Origin of the sequence: Dyella sp. OK004 (assembly GCF_900114495.1) — a bacterium.
In the GTDB taxonomy this organism is placed as follows: domain Bacteria; phylum Pseudomonadota; class Gammaproteobacteria; order Xanthomonadales; family Rhodanobacteraceae; genus Dyella_D.
Map to the genome: position 1 here is coordinate 180,148 of NZ_FOZI01000003.1, position 14,873 is coordinate 195,020.

Genomic DNA, 14,873 nt, shown 5'->3' on the forward strand with positions numbered 1-14,873 from the left:
CATGGGCGAACAGATCTGGACTCAGATTGTCCTGCCGGTCCTCTACATCGTAGCCATTGTGCTGCCGCTGATCATTGCAGTGGCGATGTTTGTGTACTGGGAGCGCAAAGTCATCGGCTGGATGCACGTGCGCCTGGGGCCGAACAAAATCGGTCCTTTGGGCTTGCTGCAAGCCTTCGCCGACGTGGTCAAGTTGCTGCTCAAGGAAGTGATCCTTCCGACCAACGCGAACAAGTTCCTGTACTACCTTGCGCCGTTGCTCGCACTGATTCCCGCGTTGGCTGCCTGGGCGGTCCTTCCGTTCAGCGAGAAAATGGTGCTGTCGAACGCCAATGCTGGCGTGCTGTATCTGTTGGCGATGACCTCGCTCGGCGTCTACGGCATCATCCTCGCCGGCTGGGCTTCCAACTCGCGTTACGCTTTGCTGGGTGCCATGCGCTCGGCGGCGCAGGTGATCTCGTACGAGTTGGCAATGGGCTTGTGCCTGGTTTGCGTGCTGGTGCTGGCGGGTTCGTTGAACCTTACCGACATCGTGCATGCCCAGGTGGGCCATAAGGGCATCTTCGACTGGTTCATGTGGCCGCTACTGCCGGTGTTCGTGATCTATTTCATCTCCGGCGTGGCCGAAACCAACCGAGCACCATTCGACGTGGCGGAAGGCGAGTCGGAGATTGTGGCCGGCTTCCACGTGGAGTACTCCGGTTCGGCGTTCGCGATCTTCTTCTTGGCCGAATACGCCAACATGATCCTGATCAGCTTCCTGGCCTCGGTGCTGTTCATGGGTGGCTGGATGAGTCCGCTACAGGGTGTGATCACCGCCGATGTGTCGCCATGGATTAACTGGATCTGGACCGGCGGTTTCATCTGGCTGTTCATCAAGGCCTTCATCTTTGCCTTCATGTTCCTTTGGTTCCGCGCCAGCTTCCCGCGCTATCGCTATGACCAGATCATGCGTCTCGGCTGGAAGGTATTTATCCCCATCACCATCGTCTGGGTCCTCGTCGCCGGCTGCATGAAGTATTTCGGCTGGGTCAGCATCGGCACGGGAGGCTGAAGAAAATCATGTCCGGTATTAGCAACTATTTCAAAAGCCTGCTGCTCATCGAGCTGTTCAAAGGCATGGGCCTGACCATGCGTTACATGTTCAGCCCGAAGTACACGATGCGCTACCCGATGGAGCACATCCCCAAGTCCAACCGCTTCCGCGGCCTGCATGCCCTGCGCCGTTACGCCAACGGCGAAGAGCGTTGCATCGCGTGCAAGCTGTGCGAGGCGGTGTGCCCGGCGCTGGCGATCACCATCGATTCGGCTCCGCGCGAGAGTGACGGCCAGCGCCGCACCACGCGGTATGACATTGATCTGTTCAAGTGCATCTTCTGCGGCTTCTGCGAAGAAAGCTGCCCGGTCGATTCGATCGTGGAGACGCACGTGCACGAATACCACTTCGAAAAGCGTGGCGAAAACGTGGTGACCAAGACGCAGCTGCTCGCCATCGGCGACCGCTTCGAGCATGAGATCGCCGCCGCTCGCTCGCAAGACGCCGCGTATCGCTGAGGCAGGGACATCATGATCGATCCTCAAATGTTCCAACTCGTCTGCTTCTACGCCTTCGCGGCAGTCACCGTGGGTGCCGCGCTGGGTGTGATCACCTTGCGCAATACGGTGCACGCCGTGCTGTCGCTGGTGCTTACCTTCTTCAGCACAGCCTGCATTTGGCTGCTGGCGGAGGCCGAGTTTCTCGCTATTGCCCTGATCGTGGTCTACGTCGGCGCCGTGATGGTGCTGTTCCTGTTCGTGGTGATGATGCTCGACATCAAGCAAGAGCATGTCCGCGAAGGGTTCATCCGGTATCTGCCGGTGGGCATCATCGTCGCCCTGGTCATGCTGGGTGAAATGCTTGCGCTGATTGGCGTGCGCGCCATGCACATGGCGGTGATGGGGCCCAATCCAGCCACAGTGGCTGGCGTGTCCAATACCGAATGGCTGGGCCATGCGCTCTACACGCAGTTCCTGCTGCCGTTCGAAATTGCCGCACTGATCCTGACCGTAGGCGTGGTGGCGGCGGTTGCACTGACCCTGCGCCATCGCAAGGGCCCGCGTCACCAGACCGCGGCACAGCAGGTCAGCATCAAGCCTGCCGATCGCATCCGTATCGTGAAAATGGCGGCCGAGCGTCCGGCCCCGAACCAGGAGACCACGCCGTGATCACGCTTTCGCACTTCATCGTGCTCGGCGCGGTGCTGTTCTGCATCGCGGTGGCCAGCCTGTTCATCAACCGCAAGAACGTCATCGTGCTGCTGATGTCGATCGAGCTGATGCTGCTGGCAGTGAACATCAACTTCGTGGCCTTCTCGCGTTTCCTCGGCGACGTGGCGGGGCAGGTGTTCGTGTTCTTCATTCTCACAGTGGCTGCGGCGGAAACCGCTATCGGCCTGGCGATCCTGGTGTTGCTGTTCCGCAATCGCAGCACGATCAATATCGCCGAAATTGACAGCATGAAGGGCTGAGCCGATGGAACTGTCTACCTCCATACTGCTGACCATCGCGCTGGCACCGCTCGTCGGCTGCCTGCTGGCCGGCTTCCTGGGCAAGGTCATCGGCCGCGCCGGCTCGCACACCGCAACCATCCTGGGCGTGGCGATCTCCTGCGGCCTGTCGATGTATGTGCTGTATCTGCTGTGCACCGGCGCGGCTCAGATCTACAACCACAACATCTACACCTGGTTCGAGATCGGCAAGTACACGGCCAGCGTCGGTTTCCTGATCGACAAGCTCACCGCCATGATGATGGTGGTGGTGACCTTCGTGTCGCTGCTGGTGCATATCTACACCATCGGCTACATGCACGAGGATGCGGGCTACCAGCGCTTCTTCAGCTACATCTCGCTGTTCACCTTCTCGATGTTGATGCTCGTGATGAGCAACAACTTCATGCAGCTGTTCTTCGGCTGGGAAGCCGTGGGCCTGGTGTCGTACCTGCTGATTGGCTTCTGGTACAAGCGCCCGACCGCGATCTTCGCCAACCTCAAGGCCTTTCTGGTCAATCGCGTGGGTGACTTCGGCTTTCTGCTGGGTATTGCGGCGGTGCTGTATTTCCTGGGTACGCTGGACTACGCCACGGCCTTCGGCAGTGCGGACAGCCTGGTTGGCAAGACCCTGCAGATCACCCAGAACACGCATTGGGATGCCGCTACGGTGATCTGCGTATTGCTGTTCATTGGCGCGATGGGCAAGTCGGCGCAGGTGCCGCTGCATGTGTGGCTGCCTGATTCGATGGAAGGCCCCACCCCGATCTCCGCGCTGATTCATGCAGCCACTATGGTGACCGCGGGCATCTTCATGGTCGCCCGCATGTCGCCGATCTTCGAGCTGTCGGAGTCCGCGCTCAGCTTCGTGATGATCATCGGTGCCACCGGCGCGCTGTTCACCGGCCTGATCGGCATCGTGCAGAACGACATCAAGCGCGTGGTGGCGTATTCAACGCTGTCGCAGCTCGGTTACATGACGGTGGCGCTGGGCGTGTCGGCTTACGCCGGTGCGGTGTTCCATCTGATGACCCACGCCTTCTTCAAGGCGCTGCTGTTCCTGGGCGCGGGCTCGGTGATCATCGCCATGCACCATGAGCAGGACATGCGCTACATGGGCGGCCTGCGCAAGTACATGCCGATTACCTGGATCACCATGTGGATCGGCTCGCTGGCCCTGTGCGGTGTGCCGTTTTTCGCGGGCTTCTACTCGAAGGACGCGATCATCGAAGCGGTGGGCGAGTCGCATCGCTGGGGTGCCGATTACGCTTATTTCTGCGTGCTGGCGGGTGCTTTCGTGACGGCGCTGTATACCTTCCGTCAGATGTACCTGACCTTCCATGGCAAGGAGCGCTTCACGGTGGTCCATGACGACCATGGCCACGGTCATCATGTGGAGCACAAGGACGATCACGGTCATCACGAAGCCGGCATCATGCACGAGACTCCGAAGGAGTCGCCGTGGGTGGTGACCCTGCCGCTGGTGCTGCTGGCGATTCCGTCGTTGGTGATCGGTTTCTTTGCAATCAAGCCACTGCTGTTCGGCGGCTGGTTCGGCGGTGCCATCCAGGTGCACGAAGCCAACGATGTATTGGGCGAGTTGAGCCACGAGTTCCATGGTGCGATGGCGATGGCGCTGCACGGCTTCACGCAGCTGCCGTTCTGGCTGGTGCTGGCGGCTTTCGTGATCACAACCTACATCTATCTGTTTAACCCAAGCGTGGCCGACCGCATCAAGAACGCGCTCAAGCCGATCTACAACGTTCTCAACCACAAGTACTGGTTCGACGCGGTGTACTACATCGTGTTCGCACGCGGCAGCATCGCGCTGGGTCGTGCCTTGTGGAAGGGTGGTGACGCTGCGGTGATCGATGGTGTGCTGGTGGACGGCTCGGCCTCGCTGGTCCAGCGCGTCGCGCGCGGGTTCCGCGCGCTGCAGTCCGGCTACCTCTATCACTACGCCTTCGCAATGATTCTCGGCCTGATCCTGCTGCTCGGCGGGTACTGGCTGGTCGGGCAATAAGGGAACCCAGATCCATGTTCAATCACTTGCTCAGCCTGCTGATCTGGCTACCCATCGTCGGCGCCATTCCGGTGCTGTTGGCCGGCTCCGGCCGACCGAACACTGCGCGGTGGATCTCGCTGCTGGTCGCCGTACTTACCTTCGTGCTCAGCCTCTACCTGCTGTCGCAATACAACGCGGCTGATAGCACCAAGCAACTGGCCGAGGATCATCTGTGGATCGCCTCGCTCGGTGTGCACTACAGCCTCGCGGTGGACGGTATCTCGATCGCGCTGATCCTGCTGACCACCTTTGTCGGCATCCTGGTGATCGTCGGCGCCTGGGAAGTCATCCAGAACAAGCCGCATCAGTACATGGCCGCCATGCTGGTGCTCGAGGGCCTGATGATTGGCGTGTTCTGCGCCACCGACGCCTTGCTGTTCTACGTGTTCTTCGAGGCCATGCTGATCCCGATGTTCATCCTCATCGGTATCTGGGGTGGTCCGCGCCGCGTGTATGCGACGCTGAAGTTTTTCATCTACACCTTCCTCGGCTCCATCTTCATGCTGGTGGGCCTGATCTACCTGTATCTGAAGGCGGGTACGTTCGATCTGCAGACGCTGGCCGCGCTGCCGCTGGACATGAAGGAGCAGACCTGGCTGTTCTTCGCGTTCCTCGCCGCTTTCGCGGTGAAGGTGCCGATGGTGCCGGTGCACACCTGGTTGCCGGATGCTCACGTGGAGGCGCCGACTGGTGGTTCGGTGGTGCTGGCCGCGGTGATGCTGAAGATCGGTGGCTACGGTTTCCTGCGCTTCTCGCTGCCGATTGTGCCGGATGCTTCCGAGGCCTATGCCTGGGTGGTGATCGGCCTGAGCCTGATCGCGGTGGTCTATATCGGCTATATCGCCCTGGTGCAGGACGATATGAAGAAGCTGGTGGCGTACTCGTCTGTGGCCCACATGGGCTTCGTCACCCTGGGCATCTTCATCGCCTTCATGCTGGTGCGTGGCGCCGGCAATCTGGATGCGGCCAAGCTCGGCATGCAGGGCGCGATGGTGCAGATGATTTCGCACGGCTTCGTGTCGGGCGCGATGTTCTCCTGCATCGGTGTGCTGTATGACCGCCTGCATACGCGTCAGATCAAGGATTACGGCGGCGTCATCAACGTGATGCCTTGGTTCGGCTTCTTCTACGTGCTGTTCGCCATGGCCAACAGCGGCCTGCCGGGCACCAGCGGTTTCGTGGGCGAGTTCCAGGTGGTGCTGGCCAGTTTCCAGGCCAACCCGTGGATCGCGCTGTTCGCGGCGTTCACCCTGATCATTGGCGCGGCCTACACGCTGTACATGGTCAAGCGTGTGCTGTGGGGCGACATCACCAACCCGCACGTGGCCGAGATGAAGGACATCAACGGCCGTGAACTGTTCGTGCTCGGCGCCTTTGCCGCCGCCGTGCTGGCCCTGGGCATCTGGCCGCAGCCGCTGATCCATTTGATGGACAGTTCGGTGACGCAGCTCGTGCAGCAGCTTGGCAACCACAAGATCTGAGAATGACCATGCCGAATATCAATGACATTCTGATCATGCTGCCAGAGTTGTACCTGGTAGTGGCGGCGTGCCTTCTGCTGTTGCTGGATGCTTTCATGAAGCCGGAGCAGCGCGGTGTGCTGCATTGGCTCTCAGTGGCGGTGCTGCTGGTCGGTATTTATCTGGTGGTGGCGGGGCAGCCGCCGCAACCGGTAGTGGCTTTCGGTGGCATGTTCGTGCGCGATGGTGTGGCGGAGATTCTTAAGGTCTTCGCGCTGCTCTGCACGGCACTGGTCTTCATCTACGCGCGCCCGTACCTGATCGATCGCAAGCTTTTCATCGGTGAGTTCTACACGCTGACGATCTTTGCGGTGATCGGCATCATGTTGCTGGTGTCTGCCGGCAGCCTGGTTACCGTGTATTTGGGTCTTGAGTTGCTGACGCTGTCTTCGTACGCGTTGGTTGCCCTGAATCGCGATTCGCCGCTGTCGTCGGAAGCAGCGATCAAGTACTTCGTGCTGGGTGCGCTGGCCTCGGGCATGCTGCTGTACGGCATGTCGATGGTCTACGGCGCCACCGCTACGCTGGATCTGGCCAGTCTGCATACGGCAGCGGCCCATACCGGCATGCCGAACCTGCTGCTGTTCGGCCTGATCTTCATGATCGTGGGTATCGGTTTCAAGCTCGGCGCGGCGCCGTTCCACATGTGGATTCCGGACGTGTACCAGGGCTCGCCGACGGCGGTGACCATCTTCATCGGTTCCGCACCGAAGCTGGCTGCGTTCGGCATGGCTTACCGCCTGCTGGAGTCGGGTCTGGGTGACCTGTCGCAGCATTGGCAGCAGATGCTGGCGGTGCTGGCGGTGCTGTCGCTGGCGATCGGTAACTTGGTTGCCATCGTGCAGACCAACCTGAAGCGCCTGCTGGCGTATTCGACCATCTCGCACATGGGCTACCTGCTGCTCGGCCTGGTCAATGCCGGTCCGGAGGGTTACGCCTCGGCGCTGTTCTATGCGATCAGTTATGCGCTGATGGGCACCGCCGCCTTCGGCGTGATCCTGGCGCTGGCTCGTGCCGGCTTCGAGTGCGAAGAGATCGACGATCTCAAGGGCCTCAACCAGCGTTCGCCGTGGATGGCGTTTCTGATGATGCTGGTGATGTTCTCGCTGGCTGGTGTGCCGCCGCTGTTCGGCTTCTTCGCCAAGCTGCTGGTGCTCCAGGCCGCCATCCATGCCGGCATGTTGTGGCTGGCCATCGTGGGTGCGGTATTCGCCATCATCGGCCTGTACTACTACCTGCGCGTGGTCAAGGTGATGTACTTCGACCAGCCGAACGAGGGCGCCGAGCTGAAGATGCAGCAGGATCCATCGGTGCGTGTAGTGCTGTCCCTCAATGCGCTGAGTCTGCTGGTGCTGGGTTTTGCGTGGGGCCCGCTGCTGGGCTGGTGCCGCAGCGTGTTCCCGGGCTGATCCGTGTGGCGGTTTTTTACCGCCACCACAGGATTTGTCATCACTTCTTCAAAAATAGTCTTAGAAATTTCACGATAACGCTTGCAAGAAATCGGCCATATCGTTAAACTTTTCAAACTCTGATGCGGGGTGGAGCAGTCTGGCAGCTCGTCGGGCTCATAACCCGAAGGTCGCAGGTTCGAATCCTGCCCCCGCTACCAGATCTTTCTTAGAACAAGAAAGCCTCCTCGTGAGGCTTTTTTGTTGGGCGCAAGGATGCGTCGCACGATCGTCACACAACGCTTGATACTGGTTGCTGTGGCGCTCTGCCGGGAAGAGCCTGGAGGGGTCGGGACATCGGCGAGGACGCTCTCGGAAGAGAGCATGGAATGGGCCGCTTGAGCCCATTTTTTGTTTCTGGCGACGGTAGACGGACTTATGGATACACAGGCACTGGCACAACGCTTCACTGAGGTTCTGGCTGATCTAGGCCTGGAATGCATCGGCGTGGAGTTCTCCCCATCGCAAGGGCAGAGTACCCTGCGTGTTTACCTGGACGTGGATGGTCGCGAGGTGACCCTCGACGATTGCGAGGCGGCCAGTCGCGAACTGTCGGCCATGCTCGACGTGGAAGATCCGATTCCAGGGCATTACCTGCTTGAGGTTTCCTCCCCAGGAGTGGATCGCCCCTTGTTCACGGCGGCCCAGTTCGCCAAGGTCAGCGGCCAGGAAGTGAAGGTGCTGCTGAAGGCGCCGATCGAAGGTCGTCGTCGTTTGCGCGGCAAAGTGGTTGCGGTGGAAGGCGAGCGTATCTCGCTGGAGGCCGAGGGGAAGATGTTTGAGTTTGAACACGATGCGGTGGAAAGCGCGCGTGTAGTGCCGGATTGGGCAGCGCTCGGTTATGTGCCGCAGCCCAAGCCGGGCAAGAAGCCGGTCAAGAAGGCCACGAAATAATTTATCTGAGCGATCGGGCGCCGGACGGCGTCTACGGAGTTGCTGCAATGAGCAAAGAACTACTGCTAGTCGTCGACGCGGTTGCCAACGAGAAGGGTGTGCCGCGCGAAGTGATCTTCCTGGCGATGGAGGCCGCGCTGGCCTCGGCGGCGAAGAAGCGCTATCCGGACGAAGATCCGGATATCCGCGTCTCCATCGACCGTCATAGCGGCGAATACGAAACCTTCCGTCGCTGGGAAGTGATTGCCGACGACGGCGAGATGGAATCCCCGTTCCGCCAGCTGCGCCTGATGGATGCGCTGGATGAGCGCGATGACTCGCAAGTGGGCGAGTACATCGAGCAGCAGATCGAAAACGCCGAGTTCGGCCGTATCGCTGCCCAGGCTGCCAAGCAGGTCATCGTGCAGCGCGTGCGCGAAGCCGAGCGCCAGCAGGTGGTGGACGCGTTCAAGGATCGCGTGGGCGAGCTGATTACCGGCATCGTCAAGCGCGTTGAGCGCGGCAACGTCTACCTGGATCTGGGCAGCAACGCCGAGGCCTTCATTCCTCGTGACAAGACCATCCCGCGCGAGTCGGCCCGCGTCGGCGACCGTGTACGTGGTTACCTGTTTGAGGTGCGCTCCGAAGTCCGTGGTCCGCAGCTGTTTGTGTCGCGCGCGGCGCCGGAATTCATGATCGAGCTGTTCAAGCTCGAGGTGCCGGAAGTCGGCCAGGGTCTGGTCGAAATCAAGGGCTGCGCCCGCGATCCGGGCGACCGAGCCAAGATCGCTGTGGTGGCCCACGACAGCCGCACCGATCCTATCGGTGCTTGCATCGGCATGCGTGGTTCGCGCGTGCAGGCAGTGTCGAACGAGCTCAACGGCGAGCGCGTGGACATCATCCTGTGGCATGAGAACCAGGCCCAGTATGTGATCAATGCGATGGCGCCGGCGGAAGTGCAGTCCATCATCATGGACGAAGAGAAGCACTCCATGGACATCGCTGTGGCGGAGGACAAACTGTCCCAGGCCATCGGCCGCGGCGGTCAGAACGTGCGCCTCGCCAGCAAGCTCACTGGCTGGCAGCTCAACGTGATGACGCAGGACCAGGTCACCGCCAAGAGCGAGGCCGAGCAGGAAACCGCGCGTCAGCTGTTCATGGACAAGCTCGAAGTGGATCAGGAGATCGCCAACATCCTGGTGCAGGAAGGCTTCTCCAGCGTCGAAGAAATCGCCTACGTGCCCAGCGCCGAGCTGTTGGCTGTCGAGGGCTTCGACGAGGACATCGTCGAAGAACTGCGCGCCCGTGCCCGCGACGCGCTGCTCACCGAGGCTTTGGCCGTGGAAGAGGGTATCGACGAGCATCAGCCGTCGGAAGAGCTGCTCGAGCTGCCGGGTATGGACGAGTCCACTGCCTATGCGCTCGCCTCGCGCGGCGTGGTGACGGTGGACGATCTGGCCGACCAGGCCATCGACGATGTGATCGATATTGAAGGCATGGATGAAGATCGTGCCAAGGCACTGATCATGGCCGCACGTGCGCCGATGATCGCGCGACTGGAGAAGGGTGGCTAACCGCGGGCGGTAGCGCCCTGGATGGGCGCGCCGAGGAGGACCTTGCGGGGTCTTCCACCAGGGATGGAGGTAGCTGTGCAGGTTCAACCGCACAGACGATAAGCGCGGGAACGGCGGAGAAAGAACACGATGTCGGACGTAACGATCAAACAACTCGCCAAGGTACTTGGCATGCCGGTGGACAAGCTCCTCGGGCAGCTGGCCGAGGCTGGCATGAAATTCTCCGATCCGGAGCAGGTCATCAGCAGCACCGAAAAGGTGAAGCTGCTCGGCTTTCTGCGCCGTACCCATGGCAAAAGCGAAGAAACGGCCGAGGCTGATGACAGCGCGCCACGCCAGATCACGCTCAAGCGCCGCAAGGTCAGCGAGCTGAAAGTGGCCACGCCGGGTGCGCGTGGCGCAACCGGCGCAAAGACAGTGAACGTGGAAGTGCGCGCCAAGCGCACCTACGTGAAGCGCAGCGTCATTGCCGAAGAAGCCGGCTCGGATGTCGAGCGCGAAGACGCCGTGCGCAAGCTGCAGGAATCCCAGCAGCAGCGCGAGCATGAAGAAAACGAGCGCCTCGAGACCGAGCGCCGCCGCCAGGACGAGGCGCAGCAACGCGTCGAGGCCGAGCAGCGCAAGCAGGCGGAGGCTGAGCAGCGTCGCCTGCAGGCTGAGGCCGATGCAGCGGCCCGGGCCGAAGCGGAAGCTACAGTGGTTGAGCCCACACAGGAAGCGTCGGCGGTGGTTAAAAATGTTGCCGAAGTTGAAGTGGTCGCGCCACGCGAAAAGGCCGCACCAGTTCAGCAGACTGTCCAGAAAATCGATCCTAAAGCGCTCGGCATGATCCTGCCGCGCATTCACGAGCCGCGCCGCCGCGAAAAGCTGGTAGTAGCTCCGCCCGCTGCAGCGCCGGCACCTGCACCGGCACCGGCCGCCCCAGCGCCAGCCGCTGCTGCTACAGCGGCCCCTGCTGCGTCGGCAGATGCGAACCGCAACAAGCCGCCGCGCTTTGGCGGCCGCGATCGTGACGAAGGCCCGGGTGGCAAGCGTTTCGCCGCAGGCGAACTGCACTTGTCCGACGCCGATCGCGCACGTCGCTCCAACAAGCGCGGCAAGCCCGGCAGGGGCGGTCAGCGTGACGCTGTGCGTGGTGGCTCGAGTGCCTCCGCCGGCGGTGCGCATGGCTTCTCCCGTCCGACCGCGCCGGTCGTGCGTGAAGTCATGGTGGGTGACGCCAACGTGGTTGCCGAATTGGCCCAGAAAATGGCGGTCAAGGGCTCAGAGGTGGTCAAGGCGCTCTTCAAGATGGGCGTGATGGCCACCATTAACCAGACCATCGACCATGACACTGCGGTGCTGGTGGTTGAGGAGCTGGGCCATACGGCCGTTGCTGTCAGCAATGACAACGCCGAGGCTGCGCTCGCCGCACATACACAGAACGCTGAGCTGGAAGGCGAGAAGAAGCCGCGTCCGCCAGTGGTCACCATCATGGGCCACGTCGACCACGGCAAGACCTCGCTACTGGACTACATCCGTCGCACCAAGGTCGCCTCGGGCGAAGCGGGTGGCATCACCCAGCACATCGGTGCCTATCATGTGGAAACGCCGAAGGGCGTGATTACCTTCCTCGACACCCCGGGCCATGCTGCGTTTACCTCGATGCGTGCCCGTGGTGCGCAATCGACCGACATCGTAGTGCTGGTAGTCGCCGCTGACGACGGTGTGATGCCGCAGACGGCGGAAGCCGTGCAGCATGCACGCGCCGCCAAGGTGCCGCTGATTGTGGCGGTTAACAAAATGGACAAGTCGGACGCCAATCCGGACCACGTCAAGCAGGGCCTAGGCGTTCTTGAAGTTATTCCGGAAGAGTGGGGTGGCGACACGCCGTTCGTACCGGTATCGGCCAAGACCGGCATGGGCATCGACGACTTACTCGAAGCCATTTCGGTGCAGGCCGAAGTGATGGAGCTGACGGCGGTCGAAGACGGCCCCGCTTCCGGCGTGGTGATCGAATCCAGCCTGGATCGCGGTCGCGGCCCGGTGGCTACGGTGCTGGTGCAGCAGGGCACGCTCAAGCGCGGCGACTTTGTCGTTTGCGGCATCGAGTACGGCCGTATGCGTGCACTGGTCGACGAAAACGGCAAGACCGTACAGGAAGCTGGCCCGTCGATTCCGGTGCAGGTACTTGGTTTGTCGGGCGTGCCGGAATCGGGTGACGACTTCGTGGTGGTTGCCGACGAGCGACTGGCTCGCGAAGTGGCTGCCGAGCGTCAGCTTAAGCGTCGCGAAACGCGCATGGTCAGCAAGGCCAACCGCCTTGAGGACATCATGGCTCTGATGAGTCAGGGGGCTGAGCAGCAAACGCTCAACATTCTGGTCAAGGCCGACGTGCAAGGTTCGGTGCAGGCTTTGCGCGAGTCGCTGAGCCAGATCGGCAACGAGAACGTGAAGGTCAATGTGATCGCGGCCGGCGTCGGCGGCATCACTGAGTCCGATGCGACCCTCGCTGCGGCGTCCAAGGCGTTGGTCATCGGCTTCAACGTGCGTGCTGACGCTTCGGCCCGCAAGGTGATCGATACCGCCGGCCTCGACGTGCGCTACTTCTCGATCATCTATGACGTGATCGACCAGGTGAAGCAGGCGGCCTCCGGTCTTCTCGGCAAGGAAGTGCGCGAAGAGATCATCGGCGTGGCCCAGGTGCGCGAAGTGTTCCGCAGCTCCAAGTTTGGCGCGGTCGCCGGCTGCATGGTGGTGGAAGGCACGGTCAAGCGCAGCAAGCCGATCCGAGTGCTGCGCGACAACACGGTGGTCTTCCAGGGCGAACTGGAATCGCTGCGCCGCTTCAAGGATCTGGTCGACGAAGTGCGCAACGGCATGGAATGCGGTATCGCCGTGAAGCAGTACAACGACGTCAAGGTCGGCGATCAGATCGAATGCTTCGAGCGCATCGAGGTGGCTCGCACGCTGTAACACCGGGATGAGGGATGAGTAGCGAGGGCGCGAAAATCCCGCATCCACGATCATGGAAAGCCCGGACGGCAAGCTGGTCCGGGCTTTTCCGCTTGTTGTAGTCCGCGATGCAGGCGCCCTCGCTGCTCGCCCTTTGGCCCGATGGGTCGAGGAGTTCCCCATGCCCTCACGCGATTTCAAACGTACCGACCGCGTCGGCGCCGAGCTGCGCCGCGAGATCGGCCTGCTGGTCCATGCTGCCGTGCGCGACCATGGTCTGCCGTCCGTCAGCGTGTCGGACGTGGAAGTTACCCGCGATCTGGATTGGGCCTCGGTGTGGGTCACGGCCTTGCTGCCTGACCAATCCGTCATGGCGGTGAAAGCGCTGAATGAACTGGCTGGCGAATTCCGCCGCTCGCTGTCGCGCAGCATGCGCCTTCGCCGCGTGCCGGAGCTGCGCTTCAAGTACGACGACTCGGTGGACAAGGGCGAGCGCATCGACACCTTGCTGCGAGAGCAGGCGCGCGATCTTGCGCCTCGCGAGGAAAGCGACGAGAACTGATGGGCCGTATCCGCTTCCGCGACCTGCACGGCATCCTGTTGCTGGACAAGCCGTTGGGTCTCAGTTCCAACCAGGCTTTGCAGGCGGCTCGCCGCCTGCTTCGGGCCGAAAAGGGCGGCCATACCGGTGCCCTCGATCCGCTCGCTACCGGCTTGCTGCCGCTCTGCTTCGGTGAGGCGACCAAGATCGCTGGCAACCTGCTCGGCTCGCGCAAGGCTTATGTCGCCGAATGCCGACTGGGTGCGACCACCACCACCGCCGATCTCGAGGGTGAGGTGTTGCATGAGCGTCCGGTGCCACCATTGGATGACGCAACCATTGAGGCTGCGCTGGCCAGACTGCGCGGGCGCATCGTTCAGGTGCCGCCGGTGTATTCCGCACTCAAGCAGGATGGCGAGCCGCTCTATGTGAAGGCCCGCCGCGGCGAGTCGGTACAGGTGCCGCCGCGTGAGGTCGAGGTTTATCGGCTGGACATGCTTTCGCGTACGCCGGACAGCCTGCGCCTTCATGTGGAGTGCGGTTCCGGCACTTACGTGCGGAGCCTAGCGGTCGACCTGGGCGAGAGCCTTGACTGCGGAGCGCACCTGACGTCACTGCGCCGCCTGTGGGTCGAACCCTTCCGCGAGCCGGTCATGGTCACCCTGGAGCAGCTGCAGCAGGCTGCGGAGCAGGGCGATCCGGCCATGGATGCCCTGGTGCTGCCCTTGGCGGCCGGTCTGGCCGACTGGTCGGCCCTGCATCTGGACGACGCCCAGAGTCTCGGTGTCTCACAGGGACGCCAGATTCAGCTTCCCGGGGTAGTGGCGGGGCGATATGCCGCCTTTGCCCTCGACGGTCGTCCGCTGGCCCTGTGCGAAATCGATGGCGAGGGGAAGTTGCGCATCCAGCGTGGCTTCAATCTGCCTTCCGCCGTGCCTGACACGCCAAAGATGGGCTAACGGCGTGATTGTCATGGTCTTGTTGTAGTGCGCTCCGGCTCGCTACAATACACCGCTTGTTTCAGAGCTTTCATTCATCCAGACGAAGCTTGCGCAACGTCATCGCCCGGTGACGTTGCGCAAGCTTCGCTCCCGTTTTTAAGGAAGAGATACTCATGTCCCTCACTGCAGAACAGACCGGCAAGATCATTGCTGATTTCGGCCGCGTGCCGAACGACACCGGTTCGCCGGAAGTCCAGGTGGCCTTGCTGTCGGCCCGCATCGAGCACCTGACCGACCATTTCAAGACCCACAAGCAGGATCACCATTCCCGCCGCGGCCTGCTCAAGCTGGTCAATCAGCGCAAGAGCCTGCTGGGTTATCTGAAGAAGAATGACCAGGCCCGTTATCAGGCCCTGATCGAACGCCTCGGCCTACGCCGTTAAGGGTTGCTT

Annotated in this window: 13 protein-coding genes and 1 tRNA gene; all 14 read left to right on the forward strand. The window is 61.7% G+C overall.

Translation table 11 applies throughout. The annotated features are described in order from the left end of the window. Position 1 precedes the first annotated feature (1 nt). The 14 genes from nuoH to rpsO all read left to right on the forward strand — a co-directional run bounded on the left by nuoH (position 2) and on the right by rpsO (position 14,864). Complete coding sequence (nuoH, locus tag BM338_RS13520; RefSeq protein WP_090451480.1) at positions 2-1,054, forward strand: NADH-quinone oxidoreductase subunit NuoH; 1,053 nt, start codon at positions 2-4, stop codon at positions 1,052-1,054. Positions 1,055-1,062: 8 nt separating this feature from the next. Beyond that, complete coding sequence (gene nuoI / locus BM338_RS13525; RefSeq protein WP_090451482.1) at positions 1,063-1,554, forward strand: NADH-quinone oxidoreductase subunit NuoI; 492 nt, start codon at positions 1,063-1,065, stop codon at positions 1,552-1,554. Between the two features lie 12 nt (positions 1,555-1,566). Continuing rightward, a complete protein-coding gene (locus tag BM338_RS13530) occupies positions 1,567-2,205 on the forward strand; it encodes an NADH-quinone oxidoreductase subunit J (RefSeq protein WP_177229345.1) in 639 nt (212 codons plus the stop codon). Further along, positions 2,202-2,507 carry an NADH-quinone oxidoreductase subunit NuoK gene (gene nuoK / locus BM338_RS13535; protein WP_026634431.1) on the forward strand — a complete coding sequence of 102 codons (306 nt, stop codon included), beginning with the start codon at positions 2,202-2,204 and terminating at the stop codon, positions 2,505-2,507. Before BM338_RS13530 ends, nuoK begins: the two co-directional genes overlap by 4 nt. 4 nt (positions 2,508-2,511) lie before the next feature. Next, entirely contained in the window at positions 2,512-4,548 is a 2,037-nt protein-coding gene (gene nuoL / locus BM338_RS13540) for an NADH-quinone oxidoreductase subunit L (RefSeq protein WP_090451484.1), read from the forward strand. 14 nt (positions 4,549-4,562) lie between these two features. Then, on the forward strand, positions 4,563-6,071 hold the full coding sequence (locus BM338_RS13545) for an NADH-quinone oxidoreductase subunit M (protein ID WP_090451486.1): 1,509 nt from the start codon (positions 4,563-4,565) through the stop codon (positions 6,069-6,071). Between the two features lie 8 nt (positions 6,072-6,079). Next, positions 6,080-7,519, forward strand: coding sequence for an NADH-quinone oxidoreductase subunit NuoN (nuoN, locus tag BM338_RS13550; RefSeq protein WP_090452534.1), 1,440 nt, complete (start codon positions 6,080-6,082; stop codon positions 7,517-7,519). Positions 7,520-7,642: 123 nt separating this feature from the next. Next, positions 7,643-7,719 (forward strand) — tRNA-Met (locus BM338_RS13555). Between the two features lie 217 nt (positions 7,720-7,936). Then, positions 7,937-8,452, forward strand: a complete 516-nt coding sequence (gene rimP / locus BM338_RS13560) for a ribosome maturation factor RimP (protein WP_090451490.1) — start codon at positions 7,937-7,939, stop codon at positions 8,450-8,452. A 47-nt stretch (positions 8,453-8,499) separates the two neighbouring features. Next, the gene (nusA, locus tag BM338_RS13565; protein ID WP_090451492.1) at positions 8,500-10,005 is read left to right on the forward strand and encodes a transcription termination factor NusA; all 1,506 of its coding nucleotides are present in this window, start codon (positions 8,500-8,502) and stop codon (positions 10,003-10,005) included. A 129-nt stretch (positions 10,006-10,134) separates the two neighbouring features. Then, on the forward strand, positions 10,135-12,960 hold the full coding sequence (gene infB / locus BM338_RS13570) for a translation initiation factor IF-2 (protein WP_090451494.1): 2,826 nt from the start codon (positions 10,135-10,137) through the stop codon (positions 12,958-12,960). A 160-nt stretch (positions 12,961-13,120) separates the two neighbouring features. Next, positions 13,121-13,501 (forward strand): 30S ribosome-binding factor RbfA, encoded by a 381-nt coding sequence (rbfA, locus tag BM338_RS13575; RefSeq protein ID WP_090451496.1) that lies wholly within the window; start codon positions 13,121-13,123, stop codon positions 13,499-13,501. Next, the gene (truB, locus tag BM338_RS13580; RefSeq protein WP_090451498.1) at positions 13,501-14,439 is read left to right on the forward strand and encodes a tRNA pseudouridine(55) synthase TruB; all 939 of its coding nucleotides are present in this window, start codon (positions 13,501-13,503) and stop codon (positions 14,437-14,439) included. The genes rbfA and truB overlap by 1 nt, the downstream gene beginning before the upstream one ends. 155 nt (positions 14,440-14,594) lie before the next feature. Then, positions 14,595-14,864, forward strand: a complete 270-nt coding sequence (gene rpsO / locus BM338_RS13585; protein WP_090451501.1) for a 30S ribosomal protein S15 — start codon at positions 14,595-14,597, stop codon at positions 14,862-14,864. The last annotated feature ends 9 nt before the right edge of the window (positions 14,865-14,873 follow it).